This is a genomic window from Pseudoalteromonas sp. Ld20 (genome assembly GCF_045064175.1).
Lineage (GTDB): Bacteria > Pseudomonadota > Gammaproteobacteria > Enterobacterales > Alteromonadaceae > Pseudoalteromonas > Pseudoalteromonas neustonica.
In genome coordinates this window covers 35,786-54,488 of sequence record NZ_JBISHB010000024.1, presented here as the reverse complement: position 1 = coordinate 54,488, position 18,703 = coordinate 35,786, and the positions used below count along the sequence as shown (strand labels likewise).

The following is an 18,703-nucleotide window of genomic DNA, read 5'->3' as shown; positions in this document are numbered from 1 at the left end:
TTAGTGATTATACTAAGGTGATCATAAGCCCCGATGCACTCGCTATTAATGTATTTTTGAAGACCTTTTAATGGTGTGCAACTGAGCTGCTACTTGTAAATTAATGGTATGCCAGGTTTTTTCTAGGCTAGCAACAAGCCCTTCATAATCATTCTCAACTAAGGGGGTTAGCTCACTAAAATAGTGAACCGCTTGTAAAGAACGACCTTGCTCAAATGAGGTATAGTAAAGACGCCAAAGCCCAGCTATATCTGCATTACCTTGTTTATCACCATAAAAGTGGTGTAGCTCATATTCTAATTCATAATAGCTTTGTTGATCTTTATCAGTGATCACAGGCAAGCCTTTGACAACCATCCAATCATCAAGCGCGGTAAACAAAGTCTGATGACTGCTTGCTGTAAGCATTTGATCGGGTGCTTCACTCCATAAATGATAATTAGCCGCATTGATTTGGTTATTATCTATTTTCATTGCAATTCCACGATTGTTTAACGCGCCGCGTAAAGTAACAGTATTAATACGTAACTGTGTTGAGGTATCAATACTATTTCGTTGAATTGGCTTGATAGCCTGCTCGAATTGATAATATTCAATAGATGAATTAAGTGACTGACTGCATCCGGTTAATAATGTCAGACTTATTGCTATTAGCACTTTAGCGATGAAAGTATATGGCATTATTGTTTCCTCGGCGTTGGATCTGCGGGTAATGATTTGTCAAAAATAAACATGTTAGGTTGTTCGTTTAAACCACGAGTTAATGGCTGTAATTCTTCACTCAAACGCTTAAACTCAGACAGTGTTTGTTGTAACTGATGATGAAATTGTGAACCTTGCTGATAACTCGCCATGGTTTTTTCAAATTGTTTCATAGTAATATCAAATTGCTGCATGCTTTTAGTCATTTCAGCAAAATTGCGGTTAAAGTCACCGGGTAAATCTTGTGTATCTTGTTTGCTTAACAACGCACGCATTTCATTAGCCAGTGCTTGGTAATCGGCAAATGTAGACTGCATTTGCGCTAAGCTATCTTCAATTTTTAAACTGTTTACTTTATTGAGTACATCAGAGACTTGATCTGCAAGCACCGTAATACCACTGGAAACACTGGGAAACACTTGGTATTGAGCAATAGATGTGAGTTGAGCTTCAGGTGTATCGTGATAGATATCAAAATCAACATACACAGCACCCGTAAGTAAATTCCCCGGCTTTAATGACGCACGCAGACCGTTTTTAATCCAACCATCAACACTGCTTTTCCAAAACTCTTTAGCCGAAGCACTGTCGTGATACATACGGCCGTACTCTATTTTTATAAGTGCAGGAACTGCGGTGTTATCTGTTTTAAAATGAGCGGGTTTACCGTCAATAATAACATTTGCTGGCGCCTCTACTACAGTGCCAACACGCATGCCTCTGTATTCAACAGGTGCACCCGCACGTAGACCACGTATTGATTGTTCAAATTCAATTAAGTAATAATCAAAATCATAAAAACGTTCTTCAAGAGCATCTTGATAGCTGTTACTTAAAGAAAAACCATGACCGTCTTGGGCAAAGTCACCCGGCGCTTGTTGTTCTGGTAAACCGACCGAAATTCCCCCTTTTAATAACTTACTCAATGAGCCTGTTTTGAAGTTAATTCCATCAGCTGATAAATCAATTTCAATGCCCGAGTTGACCCAAAAAATAGAATTCAGAGTGATCAAATTTTGATAAGGTTCATTGATAAAAATACCATACTTCATGGCTTGATTTTTCCAATCAAAAGTCGCCGTTTCAATTTGGCCAATTTTATAGTTTTTAAAGAAAATTCCGGTGCTGACCTCCATGACTTCTGCATTAAAGCTTTGTAATGTGAAACGACCCCCTTTAACATCTTTACCTATTAGTGCAGGTTCATCTTGTAAATCAAAACGGTCGGTGATGTTTTTACTTTCTCCTGGGGCGAATTCCAAGTAAACACCGGATAATAATGTACTCATACCACTGATCCCCGTTTCATCAATACGCGGCTTGACAACCCATATAGTGGCGTCATCAGTAAGTAAGCTATCATAATGTTTATCTATTTGTGCACGTGCAATAACACTGTTTTTGTCACTAGAGAGACGAATATGATCAATATGGCCAATTTTTACGCTGCGTACTTTTATTTCTGTTTTACCCGCAACAATACCCTCAGCTTGAGGCATCGAGATGTAGATAGTGGCACCTTTACTTGCTTGATACTGATATAGCATCCATGCGCCAACCAATAAAGCAATAATAGGAATTATCCAAATACCTGAAATAGTTGGCTCTTTTTTGATGTTAGCTATTTCACTCATGTTTTTTCTCTAATTGGTTGTGTTTATTATCATTGCTTGGAGAATCCCATAATAGTCGAGGATCAAATGCGTGCGCTGCCAACATTTGGCAAATTACCATAACGGTAAAAAATATTGTGCCTATACCAGGGGTTACCGACATTAAATTCCCAAGTTGGACTAAGGCTACTAAAATTGCCACAACAAATACATCAATCATAGACCAGCGTCCTATAAACTCAGTTAATAAGTATACCTTGGTATAGCCTTTTGTTTGGCTATTTGCCGGTTTACTAACTAATAAACATAAAAGCGTAAGGATTAATGCTTTTGCTAAAGGCACGACTACACTGGCTAAAAAAATGATTAGCGCAATAGGATAAGAGCCCGCTTGCCACAATACTATTACGCCACCAATTAAGGTAGAGGGGGATTCATCTCCCAAGCTGGTGGTGTACATTATAGGGAAAATATTGGCTGGGATATAACACGCAACGGAAGTAATAAGCCATGCAGCAGCTTTTTGTACACTATGGGGATTACGTATATGTGTTTTTGTGTTGCACCGAGTACAGTATTGAGAGTCACTCAGTTGATGGCAAACATGGCATGAACGTACGTTATTATCTATTGCTCGGTGACTATGATGAACGTATTTAATCGCTTTTATTGGTTGAACTTGATCCCACAGTCGCCTGTGATTGAGTTGCGTAAGCGTAGCAATATAAAAAATAACAAATGCCACATAAGCCCAAAAACTCACCCCAAAACTAATATCAGCCATGGACATAATTTTAACCATACTGACTAACACACCAATTAAAAATATTTCAGACATGACCCAAGGTTCAATGGCTAATGTATATTTAAGCAATCGTTTGGCAAAACCATAAGGAAGTACTTTCAATAAACCTAAATGCAATGGGATTAATGTTACCAATAACGCCATAGGCAAACCGATAATACTCAGATCAATAAAAATGCCAAGTAAATCACTGTCGTAGTTAAAAAGTATGCGAGCGGCGTCGGGAAGGGTTATAGTTTGGGTAATACCACTACTGCTAAATGAGATAAAAGGGTAGAACATACTACTGAGTAGCATGATAAGCGAGCTAAGACTTAAGGCTACTATTCGTGCATCGTTATTTAGGTTTGCAGAGCAAAGCTTAGTGTGGCAGTGTGGACAAACAGCCACTTGCTTAGCAGCTATCCGAGGAACTTCGATAATTAAATCACAGTTAGGGCAAGCTGTTTGCAAATTAATATCCACTGACAAGTAATATAAGACAAGTTTGCATCAATTATATTGTAAATACAATTACCTGATAAATTTACTTGGCAAATATCTCTTAACACTGTAAGCGTCGGTGTTTGATTTTATAAGGTTTAATATGAAATGTTTATTAGCAATATTGTTTGTTTTATTTAGTATTGATTCACTTGCTTTAAGTGCCCCAAAGCTAACTGATCGAATTACAATTGCTGCGAGCGCATCACTGCCCCCATATGTTTTTAGTGATGATAGTACGGGTTTACAACTAGAAATTCTTAAATCAGCCTTTAAAAGTCAAGGTATAACCAATTTAGAAATCGTCTATATGTCTAATAAGCGTGCAGAGCAGCTGCTTGAGCAAAGAAAAATTGATGTTGCTCTAAATTACGCTGGTGGATACTCGCGGGGGATTTATTCAAGTGATAGCTTACTTGCGTATCAAAATGTTGCGGTTAGTCTCAAAAAGAACGATTACATAATAAATACAATTTATGACTTAACAGGGAAGAGCGTATTAGCATTTCAAAATGCAACGGCATTTTTACCAGCTCCATTTAAAACTATTACCACAAGATTACAATTTTATGATGAAGTGGTAAATCAGGCTGCGCAGGTTGATAACTTATTAAAAGAATGGGTTGATGTGATTGTGCTTGAAAAACGGGTTTTCTTGTATTATTTCCAGCAATACCAGAAAAAGCACGCACTGGCGCAGGTGATTACTATCCATCCTATTTTTAAAGAAGCTCCTCGTCCGGCATACTTCAATAGCCAAGTATTACAAGAAGTCTTTGATATGGGGCTTACCCATATCAAAGAAAATGGTGAGTACCGTGCAATTATGGCTTTTGAAGGCAGTGATTATGCGCAAGTAGTCAATCCAGAATTAATCAAATAACGCAACGGTTTGACGAGTAAGCGCGATTAATTCTCCTGACTGTGACCAGATACAGCCATCCTCTAAGCCATAACCATGTTTACAATGCTGTGTTATTGCCTCAAAGCCAAGCCATTGCTGCGCACCTAACTGCGGCATTTGTACAAACTCCAAATACCAAGACATACTACTTGCAGGAGCAGGCTGCTTAAACATTTGTAGTAATGTTGGCGGCCATGCATCCGTCAAAGCAATAATATGGGCTTCGGTTATTTCATTCGGCGATTCTTTTAATCGCATCCAGCCACCTAAGTGCGATGTATCTGCACCAGCAAACGGCATAGCGCCTTGTTGTGGGCACAAATCAACATGCTGAAAAAATTCCGGCATCGCGCCTGACTTAAAAGGCAAAGTGTAACGTGGATCAACAGGTTTCAAGTCCATCGTTTTAGTAACAGGCACATTAATTGCTGAATCACGGGGTTTAGCGAAGCATGCTTGTACTACTACACTCACTTGATTATTTTGCACTGCCTTTGCTAATACTTGCGTACTGCTTTTACCTTCTCTTAAAACCTCTACTATTAACGAAAACTCAGTATCAGCTAATAAAGGACCGACAAAGTTCGTACTTATTGATAGTAATCGACGACTTGCTTCAACTTGTTGGCGCATTGCTTGATAAAGTAAAGACGCTGAAAGCCCCCCAAACGCTGTTCTGCCTTGGCACCAATTAGCCGGAAATTGCATTGTTGCTTTGGCTTGTTCGTGGGCTGGCATAAGGCCAATATGTGCGGCGCTTTGAAGGAGTTGATCGAAATGCATAGCAGTTCCTTGTGTAATGATTATTTATTATTGCAATTTTATAGCACGGAAAAACTCATCAGACCAGTTTGTGTGTGGGTTGATTGACGCAAAAAACATCAATCCATACAATTATCAGGGTTATTTGCAAAATAAATGATAAAAAATCACTTTTTTTTCATTTTTACAGTTGAATTCAGTTCTGTGCATCCCTATTTACTAGTCATCGAACGTATTAATGAATTTTGAAGTTGGAGATGTTTCATGGGTAAAATTATTGGAATCGATTTAGGTACTACAAACTCTTGTGTTGCAGTACTAGACGGCGGTAAAGCACGCGTAATTGAAAACGCGGAAGGCGATCGCACAACACCATCAATTATTGCTTACACGCAAGATGGTGAAACACTTGTTGGTCAACCTGCAAAACGCCAAGCAGTGACAAACCCAACCAACACATTATTTGCGATTAAGCGTCTAATCGGTCGTCGTTTTGAAGACGAAGAAGTACAACGCGATATCGGCATCATGCCTTTTAAAATCATCAAAGCAGATAACGGTGATGCATGGGTTGAAGCCGGCGGTGAAAAACGCGCAGCACCACAAATTTCAGCTGAAGTTTTGAAAAAAATGAAAAAAACCGCTGAAGATTTCCTTGGCGAAGAAGTAACAGAAGCCGTTATAACTGTTCCTGCATACTTTAACGATTCACAGCGCCAAGCAACAAAAGATGCTGGCCGTATTGCGGGTCTTGAAGTTAAGCGTATTATCAATGAGCCTACAGCCGCAGCACTTGCTTACGGTATGGATAAAAATAAAGGCGAAAACATTGTTGCAGTATATGACTTAGGTGGTGGTACTTTCGATTTATCAATCATTGAGATTGATGAAGTTGAAGGCGAGCACACATTTGAAGTACTTGCTACCAATGGTGACACTCACTTAGGTGGTGAAGATTTCGATAACCGTGTTATTAACTACTTAGTAGCTGAATTCAAGAAAGATCAAGGTCTAGACTTAAAGACTGACCCACTTGCAATGCAACGTGTTAAAGAAGCTGCTGAAAAAGCAAAAATTGAGCTTTCATCTGCACAATCTACAGAAGTAAATCTTCCGTATGTAACTGCTGATGCATCAGGTCCTAAGCATATGAACGTGAAATTAACACGTGCTAAGCTTGAGTCACTGGTTGAAGACTTAGTACTTAAATCAATTGAACCACTTAAGCGTGCTCTAGCGGATGCTGATTTAACTGTTAGCGACATCAACGACATTATTCTTGTTGGTGGCCAAACACGTATGCCACTAGTACAAAAAACAGTAACTGAGTTCTTTGGTAAAGAGCCACGTAAAGATGTTAACCCTGATGAAGCAGTTGCAGTAGGCGCAGCGATTCAAGGTGGCGTGCTAGCTGGTGACGTTAAAGATGTACTATTACTAGACGTTTCTCCACTGTCTCTAGGTATCGAGACAATGGGTTCAGTAATGACTGCGTTAATTGAGAAAAACACGACGATTCCTACTAAGAAATCGCAAACTTTCTCAACAGCTGAAGATAACCAAGCAGCGGTAACGATTCACGTACTACAAGGTGAGCGTAAACGTTCAAGTGACAATAAGTCTTTAGGTCAATTTAACCTAGAAGGTATTCGTCCAGCACAACGTGGTACACCACAAATCGAAGTAACATTCGATGTAGATGCTGATGGTATCTTACATGTATCTGCAAAAGATAAAGATACAGGTAAAGAGCAAAAAATTACGATTCAAGCGTCTTCAGGTTTAAGTGATGAAGAAGTTGAAAAAATGGTTCGTGATGCTGAAGTTAATGCCGAAGAAGATAAAAAATTCGAAGAGCTTGTAGCAGCACGTAACCAAGCTGATGCAATGGTTCACGGTACACGTAAGCAAATTGAAGAAGCGGGCGATGCACTTCCAGCCGAAGATAAAGACGCTATCGAAGCCGCTGTAGTAGATTTAGAAGCCGCTATTAAGAGTGACAAAAAAGACGAGATTGAAGCAAAAACTCAAGCTCTAGCTGAAAAGTCACAAAAATTAATGGAAATTGCACAAGCTAAAGCCCAACAAGGCAGCGCTGATGCAGGCGAGCAACAGCAACAACAGTCAGCTAAACAAGATGACGACGTAGTTGATGCTGAGTTCGAAGAAGTAAAAGACGACAAGTAATTGTTGTTAGCGCTTCGCCTAACTAAAAACACGATGAATAGTGTCATGATTTAAGTTAGGATGAACACCTTAGGCGCGCAGGCAAAAGCTTGACGCGCCTTTTGCATGTAAATTAGATGGTAAATCGATGTGATTTATCGGTTTATCCGCAGCCAAGCTGCAGTAAGAAAAGAGTAGTGTGATAGATATGTCAAAACGCGATTATTATGAAGTCCTTGGAGTGGCAAAAGATGCCAGCGAAAGAGACGTTAAAAAAGCGTATAAACGCTTAGCGATGAAATATCATCCAGACCGTACCGCAGGCGATAAAGAACTTGAAACTAAGTTCAAGGAAGTTAAAGAAGCCTACGAGATTTTAACCGATGCTCAAAAACGTCAAATGTATGATCAATACGGTCATGCTGCATTTGAACAAGGTGGCGGCGGCGGTGGTCATGGTGGCCACGGTCAAGGTGATTTTGGTGACATCTTCGGTGATGTATTTGGTGATATTTTTGGTGGCGGCGGTGGTCGACGTCAATCACGTCAACAACGCGGTTCCGATTTACGTTACAACATGGACTTAAGCTTAGAAGAAGCGGTTCGTGGTAAAGAAGTTGAAATTAAAGTACCCACTTGGGTAAGCTGCTCGCCATGTGACGGCAGTGGTGCAAAAGCGGGATCTAAACCTAAAACATGTACAACGTGTCATGGTGCAGGCCAAGTGCAAATGCGCCAAGGTTTCTTTGCTGTACAGCAAACATGCCCGACATGTCAGGGGACTGGTCAGATTATTTCTGATCCATGTAACAGCTGCCATGGCCAAGGTCGTGTAGAAAAAACTAAAACATTATCAGTTAAAATTCCTGCGGGCGTTGATACTGGCGACCGTATCCGTTTATCGGGTGAAGGTGAAGCAGGCGTGCACGGTGCACCAGCTGGGGACTTATATGTTCAAGTATCAGTGCGTGAACACCGCATATTTGAACGTGATGGCAATAACCTTTATTGCGAAGTACCCATTGGCTTTACAACAGCGGCATTGGGCGGTGAAATTGAAGTACCTACCTTAGATGGTCGTGCTAAATTAAAAATCCCAACAGAAAGTCAAACAGGCAAAATGTTCCGCATGCGCGGTAAAGGTGTTAAGTCTGTACGCAGCGGCGCTATAGGCGATTTAATTTGTAAGGTAGTAATTGAAACGCCAGTGAGCTTAAATGAGCGCCAACGTGAATTACTCCAAGAGCTTGAGCAAAGTATGGGTAAGGATGGTTCAAAAAATCGTCCAAAAGAAAAAGGCTTTTTTGATGGTGTAAAAAAGTTCTTTGATGACCTGACGAAGTAATAACTCATTACTCATAAAATGGCGCTAATTAGCGCCATTTTTTGTTTGAAAACTTTATTATTAATTTACAAATTACCCCACCTAAAAGTAACTTGCTTGATAAAAAGTTAAATTTAAAAAAAAACAGTTAATTAACATCTATGAAATATGCAAAGAACGAATACCTCATCTAAGCAGTCAATAACGGTTAACTCATCAACTCTACCTACTAAAAAACATACCTATAACAGGTAATTACATCTCGTTTTTGCTTTATTTTGTATACTTATCGATATGATAATCAGTCTCACTTGCATGATTGGATAATCGGCGTAAAATCAGCCCATTGATGTAATTAATAGAATAAGACGGCATGTTAACATTAGATAAATTAACTATCGGCCAACATGGCTCTGTGGTAAGCATTGATCCCAATGCAAGTTTGCTGCGTCAAAAATTACTCGCGATGGGGCTTACCCCTGGTGCGCCTGTCCATGTGCTACGTTTTTCTCCGTTTGGTGATCCTATGATTATCAAAGTGCGTGGTACTGTTTTAAGTCTTCGTAAAGCTGAGGCTCAATCGATTAATTTGGAACTTGCTGTATGAATCCAAACATAGCTGTTATTGGTAACCCGAACTGTGGTAAAACCACGCTTTTTAATGCACTAACAGGCAGTAAGCAAAAAGTTGGAAATTGGTCAGGCGTGACGATCGATAAAAAAATTGGTCAGTTTAAGGTTGCTGATCAGCGCGTTGATTTGGTTGATTTACCGGGCACATACTCACTTGATGTAAACTCGCAAACACCACTTGACGAAAAAATAGCACGAGATTATGCGCTAAGTGGCGAGGCTGAGCTGATCATTAATATATTAGATGCATCAAACCTGGAACGAAATTTATACCTGACCGCACAGCTACTTGAAATGAAAGTACCTTTGGTTATCGTGTTAAATATGGTTGATGTTGCTAAGCGAAATGGTTTAGTGATAGATACTAAAGCCCTAGAAGAAAAGTTAGGTTGCCCTGTAATTGCGTTAAGTGCCAATAATAAAAAAGGGATTGCAGGATTAAAGTTATGCATTGCTAAAGGCTTAGAGCTTAAGCAGGTGTCGTCGCATGTGCCGCATTATGATCAAAAAGTAATGCATGCGACAAAAAAAATTGTTAAAAGCCTACAAGAAAGTGATAAAAAAATAGACAATGTAGATACTCAATGGCTTGCACTGCGTTTATTAGAGCAAGATGAAAGCTGTTTTAGTTACGCTGATCAAGATACACAGGCATTGGCTAAAACACAGTTTACACAATTTGCTGATCATCATGAACTTGATGTGCTATTTGCTAACGGGCGATATGAATTTGCACATCAGCTTGCTGATCAAGTTCAAAATACCAAGGGTGTAGCATCAGATACGATTAGTGATAAAATTGATGCAATAGTGATCAACCGATTTTTAGGGATCCCAATCTTCCTAGCTATTATGTACGTAATGTTTACAGTTGCGGTGAATGTTGGCGGTGCATTTATAGATTTTTTTGATATTGCCGTTGGCGCTATTTTGGTTGATGGCTTTGGGCAAATACTTACTTCAGTCGGTGCGCCTGATTGGTTACGTGCATTATTAGCCGATGGTATCGGTGGCGGTATTCAGTTAGTTGCGACCTTTATTCCTGTTATTGGCTTTTTATATTTCTGCTTAGCTTTTATTGAGGATTCAGGCTACATGGCTCGCGCTGCATTTATTATGGATAGATTAATGCGGGCCATAGGTTTACCTGGTAAAGCGTTTGTACCCTTAATTGTTGGTTTTGGCTGTAACGTGCCATCGGTTATGGCCACACGGACATTAGAAACTCATAAAGATCGTTTATTGACGATTGCCATGTCGCCGTTTATGTCATGTGGTGCTCGGTTAAGTGTTTATGCATTATTTGTTGCCGCATTTTTTACAACCAATGGTCAAAACCTTGTGTTTGCACTGTATATACTGGGCATAGTAATGGCGGTATTGACAGGGTTAGTACTTAAAAATACCTTATTTAGTCCAACCCTTACACCGTTTATTTTAGAGTTGCCTGCGTATCATATGCCTACGGCAAAAGGGGTACTTTATAAAGCATGGGAGCGTTTAAAAAGCTTTTGTATGCGCGCTGGTAAAACGATTATCGTCGTTTTTGTTATTCTTAAAATACTAAGTTCATTTGGTACCGATTACACCTTTGGTAACGACAACACTGATAAATCAATGCTGAGTGAAATATCAAAATTCGCAACGCCAATATTTTCTCCAATTGGTGTTGAGCAAGATAATTGGCCTGCTACAGTGGGTATATTTACAGGCGTGTTTGCTAAAGAAGCGGTGGTTGGTACGCTAGATAGCTTATATTCAAACTTAGAAGGTGCAAATACGACAAGCGATGAACCGGTTAAAGTTCTTGATAAAGTAGGTGAAGCTTTTTCCAGCGTGCCTGCCAATTTACTGGATGTTTTTGGTAATTTACTCGATCCGTTAGGACTAAATGTCGCGAATGTGAGTGACCAAACGAGTGCTGCGGTAGATCAAGATGTTAATGTGTCAACGTACGCGACTATGGAAAATTTATTTAGTAGTCAATTAGCCGCATTTAGTTACTTGGTGTTTGTACTGTTATATACCCCATGTGTTGCTGTTATGGGCGCCATGTATAGAGAAGCTGGAATGAAGTGGATGCTATTTGTAGCGACTTGGTCAACAGGTCTCGCCTACATTACCGCCTCAGTAGTTTATCAAGTGGGTAATTTTAAACACTCACCTATGTTCTCAGCTTTTTGGTTGTTGGGTTGTGCTGTGGTGGTTGCGTTAGCGGTAATCTCAATGCGTATTTATGGAAAACGCATGGCAGCTAAAAGCCGCTTGATCCCGGTGGTGAATATTATTTAATCTAGGAGCCATATTTATCAACTATTCGCATGTAGTTGTTTATGAGCAGCGTAGATACACTACTGTGTCGCGTATCTACGCTTATGTACTCAAACAACTTTAAAATTAATGTGTTAATTTGCAGCAATGACATTCGCTTTTTATTACAGCTGAAACACGTATTTAAAGTTGTTTGGTATAACTAATTCTAAATTATAAATACCTTAATCTGAGCTTGAACAATTAAAATTGGTAACTAAGCGTCACCTTGTAGTTTCTCCCTAACTCACTTGGATCGTTTGCTTCGCTGGCAGGTGCGCGTAAATAACGCTTATTGGTTAGGTTGTTTACGCCAAAGCGAACACTGAGATTACTGAGGCTATCACTACCTTGATACTGTGCATTTAAGTTGTAAATACTGTATGTACTTGTGCCATAGCCATATTTTTTGTATGTGTCACTAAGGCGTTGCTGAGCCCTGTAATGGAGTAATTGTATACCCACATTAAAGTTATCGTTTAATTGATAATTGGTATTCCACGTTAACTTATTTGCTGGGGCTTCAGCATAAGGCTGTTTATTGTAATCAATTGTTCCTAAAAAGAAGTTAGGCAGGCCTATAATGTCCATGTTTAGTTTTGCATATCCTAGGTACATATCGAGATTTTTGTATTGATACTTTGCCTCTATTTCAAAGCCTTCACTTTTTAGCTGGCCAATGTTTTTAGCACTATAATCTCGATGTGTTGCAACAGGGATTCCATTGGCAGGATCAGGACCAGGTGAACCGAGCTGCTTATTACCGTCGGCGTCGATGTAGTACATATACGGTACGTTATCTATGTAATCATCAATGTTACTTTTAAAATATATGGCTTTAATGCTGAGCTGATCAATGTATGCAGTATCTTGCCATGCGAAGCCGATACCTCCTTCATAATTTAAAGCACTCTCAGCTTTTAAATTAGGCTGGGGTTCTGAATAGCATAACTTACCGCCGATATGACAGCGCCATTCATCTTTTTTATACAGCTCTTGTAACGAAGGGGCTCTGAATGCCTCAGCCGCTTTCATATAAAAATTTATATTCTCAGTGGCCTTAAATGTTACTCCTAATTCTTTTGATAATGCATTATTTTTATTATCAGCAAAACTAATAAAGGTGTCGCTGCTACGATCATAATTGTCGTAACGAAGCCCCGCAGTTAAAAGAATACGTTTATTAAAGAATTCACTTTGGTCGATTACTGACAGCGATACATTATCGCCTTGGCTTTGTCCGTAGTAACTTGAGAGGGTCTTTTTTTCATATTGTTGCTGGTCAAATAGCTCGCGATCAAAACTAAACTCGATAGCCAATTTATGGTCAATTAAGCCCGTGAATGTTGCGAGGTTGGCAACTCTCAATCCATAGCGTTTGTTTTCACCATTACTGACTTTATCAAAGTCTATTTTATTTTCACCTCGCATAATGTAGCCATTCGTAGTCTCATCGTAGGTTTTTTTGCTATAAAAAGCCTGTACGTCAAGGTCGATAAACATATTTTGAGGTTGGTATGTGTAATTAAGCATACCTTCAATGTAGTCATTTTTGTAATCTTCACTGAGTGTCGGGTAGGTGATCCCCAAATCGAGTCTTTGCCCGTAAGGCTGATCGAGTGACTCTGTTTCACTAAAGTCTAGTTTACTTTGGAGGCTATGCTCAGGCATAAAATACCATGTGTTTTTTAGAGTTAAATTTGTTCTTTGAGACTCATTTTTTATTTTATCGAGTTGTGCAATAGCTTCATCTTCTTGTGCGTGATCTTTTTTAACTATGTCTATATCACTGTAATTTACTTGGCTAATGTACGCTACGGTATCAAGCGTATCCGTTAGATGAAAAGCCGATGCTGAATAAAAAACAGCATCAGAAACAGATTGATAGTTTGCAGCAACATTAACACCAACACCATTTTCAGCGGCTAAATAATCAGCTGCATTTTTGGTGACTAAACGAATACTTCCACCAAGTGCGCCCGAACCTACGGTTAAAGAATCAGCACCTCTTAATACTTGGACTTGTTTTAACTGGTTAGGATCAACTCCTAAACTGTTTATTACAGCGATGTTCTGGCTGCCATCAGACTCGCTTTTTCGTTTCACATTATCGACAGATACATGAATTCGCTCGCCATATAAACCACGAATTGAAGGTTGACCTGATAAAGGATTAACACTGCCAGATACGTCAACCCCCGGTAATGTTCTAAGTAATTGTGTGAGATCTGCAACTTGCTGGCGTTCAATTTCTTTTGCGTTTAGTGAAGAAACTGATGCGGCAACATCTTGATTATCGAGTGTTAATTTATGGCCAAAAACTTCAATTTTTTCAATATTTGCAGGGGAGTCAGAGTGTGTATTTTGGCTATATACGCCCATTGAACAAGTGGCCGTACTAATACATACAAACAGATGAGAGAGTTTCAAAGTAACAAATCCTTTTAAATGATAATCATTTGCATTTGATCGTAATGTAATACGTAATAACTTATTTTTCAATAAATTATTACTAAAAAATACTAATTTGTGATTAACTATAATGATTAGTGGGCGTTATTTTGTTTTTTGTAAACCTATAATAATTAATGTTTTTATTTTGTTTTGTTAATTTAAAATAAAAGAGCATTTACTTTAATGGAATAGTTTGGTGCATTTTTATATTTTTATTACAAGCTTGCTACAAGTTTGTATTGAGCGCAGTAGCCTCTCAAATTATCAATTTGAAGGGCAATTAACCTGCAAAGTTAGTTTGGGTCTATAAACAGAAAATGAGTATAAAGTTGTTAATTAAAGAGTCACAAATTGGGATACTTATAGTAAACGTTGCGTATAATCGTAGGCCTAGGGCGTGTTGACCTTTCGTGATTGATTTTGCAGCAGTATGTTTGGTATTTAGGCAAGGCAGAGCCTATGTCGTGTGGTTGTTCCCCATAAATAGGCGATAACGCAGTATAAATGCCAAACATGCGCTGCCCAAAGGGTTCTTCCTAGGGGCGATTGACTCTTTGTTGCTCGGTTTTTACTTAGCCCGCTAGGTTACAAACCTCGCGCCGCGATTAAATCGCCCCTAGATTGAACAAATTTCAATCCACAAAGGTCAACACGCCCTAGTTTTAAAATAAAATAACTGAACTGGTAAAAAATAATGACACCAGCGACTAAATTACTAAAAAAACACCGCATAAATTTTGATCTGCTTAGTTATGAGCATAATCCCAAAGACCAAAACTTTGGTTTAGAAGCCGTTGAAAAGCTAAATTTGCCTGCTGAGAAGGTGTTTAAAACGCTTGTGCTTGAAACTTCTGAGCAAACGTTAATCGTCGCGATTACACCTGTTAGCCAACAAATTAATTTAAAGCAGCTGGCAAAAGCCTGTAAGGCTAAAAAAGTATATATGGCTGCACCGCAAAAAGTAGAAAACAGCACGGGTTATATACTCGGTGGTGTGAGCCCTTTAGGGCAAAAGAAACGTTTAGCAACCTATTTACACGCCAGTGCTGAAAAGTTCGAGACAATCTATGTGAGTGCAGGTAAGCGAGGGCTTGAAATAGGGCTGTCTCCTAATTGTTTACTTAACTTATGTAACGGCCAATATGCCAATTTTTAGCGTAAATTAACCAAATAAAAAAGTATGAGGATACGACCTCCATTCGATGTCAGTTGGCGTTAAAAACAATGAAATTAGGCTGATTGTTGAGGGTTACGTGATAACGACTAAAGGCTTCACCGGTCTTTCTCCTTAGGTTGCTCTATACAAAAAAGAGCTGCTACTTGTGTAAAGTAACCCCTAATATTACCTCCTGTGAAACGCACAACTTTTTATTTTGGGATACCTTGATTATGATTTTGATCACCTTATTTGTCCTTATTCTCTGTGCTTGGTTAATTAAAAACTCTATTTAGTGTTGTTTTTGATTAAATCGGCGCAAAATAAATACATTTCAGCGTACACGTGTAAGCCCTTTTTATTCAATAGCTTACACATCTAAAGATAAATAAATTGAAAAAACTGTTAAAAAGTTGGTTAGAGCAATTGATCTAAAGCAATTTTTATGACGTAATAGAGATATAAATTATCTGGTCGGATGAGTTAATCATGAGTTTACGCACAAAATTAAAAAAAGTATTACCAAGTATTTCAATAACTGAACAAGAAGCCCTTGATGCGGGTGATGTTTGGTTAGAAGGCTCTATCTACCAAGGTAAGCCAGATTTCGACGCATTACGCGCAGTGCCAGCAGCAGTGCTAAGCGCTGACGAACAAGCATTTATAGACGGCCCATTACAAGAGTTACTGGGCATGATCGACGACACACAAATTCAAAATGGTATTCATTTACCTGAGTACATTTTAGACTTTCTAAAAAAGGAACGTTTCTTTTCATTGATCATTCCTAAGTCATTTGGTGGTTTAGAATTTAGTCCTTATGCAAACTCTACCATTGTAGGCACAATTGCAACTAAAAGCTCCGCAGTCGCTGTAACAGTAATGGTTCCGAACTCATTAGGTCCGGGCGAATTATTACTGCATTTTGGTACTAAAGAGCAACAAGCGCATTATTTACCGCGTCTTGCAAATGGCCGTGACATCCCTTGCTTTGCACTAACTAGCCCAGAAGCTGGCTCTGATGCCGGTGGTATTCCAGATTTAGGTACTGTCACTAAAGGCATGTATAACGGCGAAGAAGTACTTGGCCTTGAGATCACGTGGGACAAACGTTATATCACACTCGCACCGATTGCGACTGTACTTGGTTTAGCATTTAAAGTGGTTGATCCTAATGGTTTGCTAGGTGGCAAAGAAAACCTCGGCATTACCTGTGCACTTATTCCAAAAGAGCACCCAGGTGTAGAGCTTGGCAATCGCCACGATCCAATGGGCATTCGTTTTTACAACGGTACTACGCGTGGTAACAAAGTATTTGTACCAATGGACTTTATTATCGGTGGTCAAAAGAACATCGGTCGTGGTTGGCAAATGCTGGTTAGCTGCTTAGGCGCTGGCCGTGGTATTTCATTACCAGCACTAGGCGTGAGTACTGCGCAAGTAGCATTTAAAGGTGCCTCTGAATACGCTGCAGTACGTGAGCAATTTGGCTTAGCAATTGGTCAATTTGAAGGTATTCAAGAAAAGCTGGCTGATATTGCTGGTAAAACATACCTACAAGAAGCAATGCGTGTTTTAACCACCGAAGGCTTAGGCATGGGCTTAAAGCCATCTGTCGTGACGGCGATAGCTAAATACCACATGACTGAAATTGGCCGTGATGTGCTTGATTCAGCAATGGATATTCAAGCTGGTAAAGCGATTCAAAATGGCCCGCAAAATACTTTAGCAAGTGGTTATGTTGCACAACCAATTGCAATAACGGTAGAAGGCGCAAACATTCTTACGCGTAACCTAATGATATTTGGTCAAGGTGTTATGCGTTGTCACCCATATTTACAGTCTATGGTTGAATCAATTCACAGTGAAGATAAAGGCGCTGATAAAGAGTTTAACCGCATTTTACGTAAAACAGTGGGTTACAGCGTAGCAAACAGCTTACGTGCGTTTCGTTTAGGTGTTTTACCGTTCACAGCGGGTGCCAATTCACCATTACCTGAAGTACGCGAATATGAAAAAGCAGCGCAAAAATTATCAGCAAAACTTGCGGTATACGCTGATTTCTCGTTATTAGTATTAGGCGGTAAACTTAAACAAGCTGAAATGCTTTCAGCACGCTTAGGTGACGTAATGAGCTTTTTGTATGGAGCAATGGCATCAATTAAGTATTACGAGCAAAAAGTAGCGAGCAGTGAGCGCGAGCAAGCAGCGCCGTACTTCCACTACGCAACGCGTTTTGCACTACAAAGTGCTGAAGAAGCACTGCATAAATTTTTAGATAACTTCCCAGCAAGTGGCACACGTAAGTTTATGCGTTTTATCACTATGAACTACTCAACTAAAATGCCAAAAATCAGTGACGATTTAATTCGTGAATTATCTAAGCAAGCGCAATTAGATACCGCTTTTAAAAAGCAAATCACGCATTTAGTTAAGCCAGTTGAAGGTGATGGGCATCACATCAATGAGCAAGCGTATAAAGCGAAAATGGGGTGTTTAGATTTACTCGCAAAAGTGAAGAAAGCGCTACGTGCTAAAGCAATTAAACCAGGTATTCGTTTTGCACTAACACTTGATAATGCACTTGTTGCAAATGTAATCACTGAAGAAGAGTACGCTAAACTGATTGATTACAATAAAAAACGTGAACGCGCTATCCGCGTTGATGAGTTTGATTTTGATATGAACTTATTGGACGAAAACGCCAAGCCAATAAATCCACTAAAAAGTGTAGTAAATCAGTAACATTTTGAGTTAACTTAATTCAACAATGTAAGCGCCCAGCAGTTCGGGCGCTTTTTTTGTGCGTGTAGAAATGCTGTTATGATTATGCCAATAATAATCCGTAGGCGTAGTAGGCAAGCGACCTCACAAGAGAGTTAATGTGAAAATCAAAACAGAAAATGACGAGCGAATATCAGTAACTGCAAAAGCTACTAGCATAGAGCTTGAACGACTTCTTAAAAATGAAAGCTGTAATCATGCCGTTATTTTCATGCGCGTAATTTGGGTTTAACGCGATAGATGCCCACTTAATGAACGATGCGCGGATGGTGATATAAAAAGAGATAAGTTTTAGCCAAAAGAGTAAGCTTAGTCGCGCAGTTTTATTTGCTCAATTAAAGTGGCTGTCTAGTTTGTTTGTAAATCAAGGAAAGTCAGATACAACAGTGCCGGTTAGCGTTGATTGGCCTTGCCCATCATGTAAGCAAGGGCTGTTGATAATGAAAAGCCTCTGTGCAAAAGATATAAAAACCGACGGTTTAACAACGCAAGGCATAACAATGAATAGTGGTTAATAGTAAGTCGAACCGTTAAAAATAACTCGTTAACTAAGTTGGTGTAACAGTGAATCAGCTTAGATGTGGTGCTGACTAAAATAAGCAAAAAA

Annotated in this window: 14 protein-coding genes; 9 read left to right on the top strand and 5 right to left on the bottom strand. The window is 39.3% G+C overall.

From position 1 onward, the window contains the following. Nucleotides 1-45 precede the first annotated feature (45 nt). The 3 genes from ACJJVX_RS01225 to ACJJVX_RS01215 are packed head-to-tail and all read right to left on the bottom strand — an operon-like array spanning nucleotide 46 to nucleotide 3,573. Complete coding sequence (locus tag ACJJVX_RS01225; RefSeq protein WP_054204962.1) at nucleotides 46-681, bottom strand: PqiC family protein; 636 nt, start codon at nucleotides 679-681, stop codon at nucleotides 46-48. Next, nucleotides 681-2,336 carry an intermembrane transport protein PqiB gene (gene pqiB, locus ACJJVX_RS01220; protein ID WP_405629664.1) on the bottom strand — a complete coding sequence of 552 codons (1,656 nt, stop codon included), beginning with the start codon at nucleotides 2,334-2,336 and terminating at the stop codon, nucleotides 681-683. The genes ACJJVX_RS01225 and pqiB overlap by 1 nt, the downstream gene beginning before the upstream one ends. Then, the gene (locus ACJJVX_RS01215; RefSeq protein WP_054205063.1) at nucleotides 2,329-3,573 is read right to left on the bottom strand and encodes a paraquat-inducible protein A; all 1,245 of its coding nucleotides are present in this window, start codon (nucleotides 3,571-3,573) and stop codon (nucleotides 2,329-2,331) included. Before ACJJVX_RS01215 ends, pqiB begins: the two co-directional genes overlap by 8 nt. Nucleotides 3,574-3,706: 133 nt before the next feature. Between ACJJVX_RS01215 and ACJJVX_RS01210 the strand changes: the two genes are divergently transcribed. Beyond that, on the top strand, nucleotides 3,707-4,486 hold the full coding sequence (locus tag ACJJVX_RS01210; protein WP_405629662.1) for a substrate-binding periplasmic protein: 780 nt from the start codon (nucleotides 3,707-3,709) through the stop codon (nucleotides 4,484-4,486). Here ACJJVX_RS01210 and ACJJVX_RS01205 read toward each other — a convergent pair. Continuing rightward, nucleotides 4,475-5,290 (bottom strand): thioesterase family protein, encoded by an 816-nt coding sequence (locus tag ACJJVX_RS01205; protein WP_054204960.1) that lies wholly within the window; start codon nucleotides 5,288-5,290, stop codon nucleotides 4,475-4,477. The two genes, ACJJVX_RS01210 and ACJJVX_RS01205, sit on opposite strands and share 12 nt — an antisense overlap. A gap of 243 nt (nucleotides 5,291-5,533) precedes the next feature. On the opposite strand from ACJJVX_RS01205, the gene dnaK reads away from it, so the two are divergent. The 4 genes from dnaK to feoB all read left to right on the top strand — a co-directional run bounded on the left by dnaK (nucleotide 5,534) and on the right by feoB (nucleotide 11,684). After that, nucleotides 5,534-7,456: a molecular chaperone DnaK gene (gene dnaK, locus ACJJVX_RS01200; protein WP_064435617.1), complete on the top strand. Its 1,923-nt coding sequence runs from the start codon at nucleotides 5,534-5,536 to the stop codon at nucleotides 7,454-7,456. A 187-nt stretch (nucleotides 7,457-7,643) separates the two neighbouring features. Beyond that, nucleotides 7,644-8,780 carry a molecular chaperone DnaJ gene (dnaJ, locus tag ACJJVX_RS01195; protein WP_405629658.1) on the top strand — a complete coding sequence of 379 codons (1,137 nt, stop codon included), beginning with the start codon at nucleotides 7,644-7,646 and terminating at the stop codon, nucleotides 8,778-8,780. Nucleotides 8,781-9,132: 352 nt separating this feature from the next. Further along, complete coding sequence (locus ACJJVX_RS01190; protein WP_054204957.1) at nucleotides 9,133-9,366, top strand: FeoA family protein; 234 nt, start codon at nucleotides 9,133-9,135, stop codon at nucleotides 9,364-9,366. Then, nucleotides 9,363-11,684 (top strand): Fe(2+) transporter permease subunit FeoB, encoded by a 2,322-nt coding sequence (feoB, locus tag ACJJVX_RS01185; RefSeq protein WP_405629656.1) that lies wholly within the window; start codon nucleotides 9,363-9,365, stop codon nucleotides 11,682-11,684. Before ACJJVX_RS01190 ends, feoB begins: the two co-directional genes overlap by 4 nt. A gap of 222 nt (nucleotides 11,685-11,906) precedes the next feature. Here feoB and ACJJVX_RS01180 read toward each other — a convergent pair whose 3' ends face one another. Continuing rightward, the gene (locus tag ACJJVX_RS01180; RefSeq protein WP_405629654.1) at nucleotides 11,907-14,132 is read right to left on the bottom strand and encodes a TonB-dependent receptor domain-containing protein; all 2,226 of its coding nucleotides are present in this window, start codon (nucleotides 14,130-14,132) and stop codon (nucleotides 11,907-11,909) included. 718 nt (nucleotides 14,133-14,850) lie between these two features. On the opposite strand from ACJJVX_RS01180, the gene ybaK reads away from it, so the two are divergent. The 4 genes from ybaK to ACJJVX_RS01160 all read left to right on the top strand — a co-directional run bounded on the left by ybaK (nucleotide 14,851) and on the right by ACJJVX_RS01160 (nucleotide 18,611). Then, the gene (ybaK, locus tag ACJJVX_RS01175) at nucleotides 14,851-15,312 is read left to right on the top strand and encodes a Cys-tRNA(Pro) deacylase (protein ID WP_405629651.1); all 462 of its coding nucleotides are present in this window, start codon (nucleotides 14,851-14,853) and stop codon (nucleotides 15,310-15,312) included. Between the two features lie 489 nt (nucleotides 15,313-15,801). Continuing rightward, nucleotides 15,802-18,057 carry an acyl-CoA dehydrogenase gene (locus ACJJVX_RS01170; RefSeq protein WP_342884050.1) on the top strand — a complete coding sequence of 752 codons (2,256 nt, stop codon included), beginning with the start codon at nucleotides 15,802-15,804 and terminating at the stop codon, nucleotides 18,055-18,057. A 139-nt stretch (nucleotides 18,058-18,196) separates the two neighbouring features. Continuing rightward, nucleotides 18,197-18,328, top strand: a complete 132-nt coding sequence (locus ACJJVX_RS01165) for a hypothetical protein (protein WP_268794867.1) — start codon at nucleotides 18,197-18,199, stop codon at nucleotides 18,326-18,328. Between the two features lie 121 nt (nucleotides 18,329-18,449). Next, nucleotides 18,450-18,611, top strand: coding sequence for a hypothetical protein (locus tag ACJJVX_RS01160; protein ID WP_161803880.1), 162 nt, complete (start codon nucleotides 18,450-18,452; stop codon nucleotides 18,609-18,611). Nucleotides 18,612-18,703: the final 92 nt, after the last annotated feature.

Coding starts and splice junctions, on each gene's coding strand:
- ACJJVX_RS01225 (WP_054204962.1), bottom strand. CDS start 681: ATGCCATATACTTTCATCGCTAAAGTGCTAATAGCAATAAGTCTGACA.
- pqiB (WP_405629664.1), bottom strand. CDS start 2,336: ATGAGTGAAATAGCTAACATCAAAAAAGAGCCAACTATTTCAGGTATT.
- ACJJVX_RS01210 (WP_405629662.1), top strand. CDS start 3,707: ATGAAATGTTTATTAGCAATATTGTTTGTTTTATTTAGTATTGATTCA.
- ACJJVX_RS01205 (WP_054204960.1), bottom strand. CDS start 5,290: ATGCATTTCGATCAACTCCTTCAAAGCGCCGCACATATTGGCCTTATG.
- dnaK (WP_064435617.1), top strand. CDS start 5,534: ATGGGTAAAATTATTGGAATCGATTTAGGTACTACAAACTCTTGTGTT.
- dnaJ (WP_405629658.1), top strand. CDS start 7,644: ATGTCAAAACGCGATTATTATGAAGTCCTTGGAGTGGCAAAAGATGCC.
- ACJJVX_RS01190 (WP_054204957.1), top strand. CDS start 9,133: ATGTTAACATTAGATAAATTAACTATCGGCCAACATGGCTCTGTGGTA.
- feoB (WP_405629656.1), top strand. CDS start 9,363: ATGAATCCAAACATAGCTGTTATTGGTAACCCGAACTGTGGTAAAACC.
- ybaK (WP_405629651.1), top strand. CDS start 14,851: ATGACACCAGCGACTAAATTACTAAAAAAACACCGCATAAATTTTGAT.
- ACJJVX_RS01170 (WP_342884050.1), top strand. CDS start 15,802: ATGAGTTTACGCACAAAATTAAAAAAAGTATTACCAAGTATTTCAATA.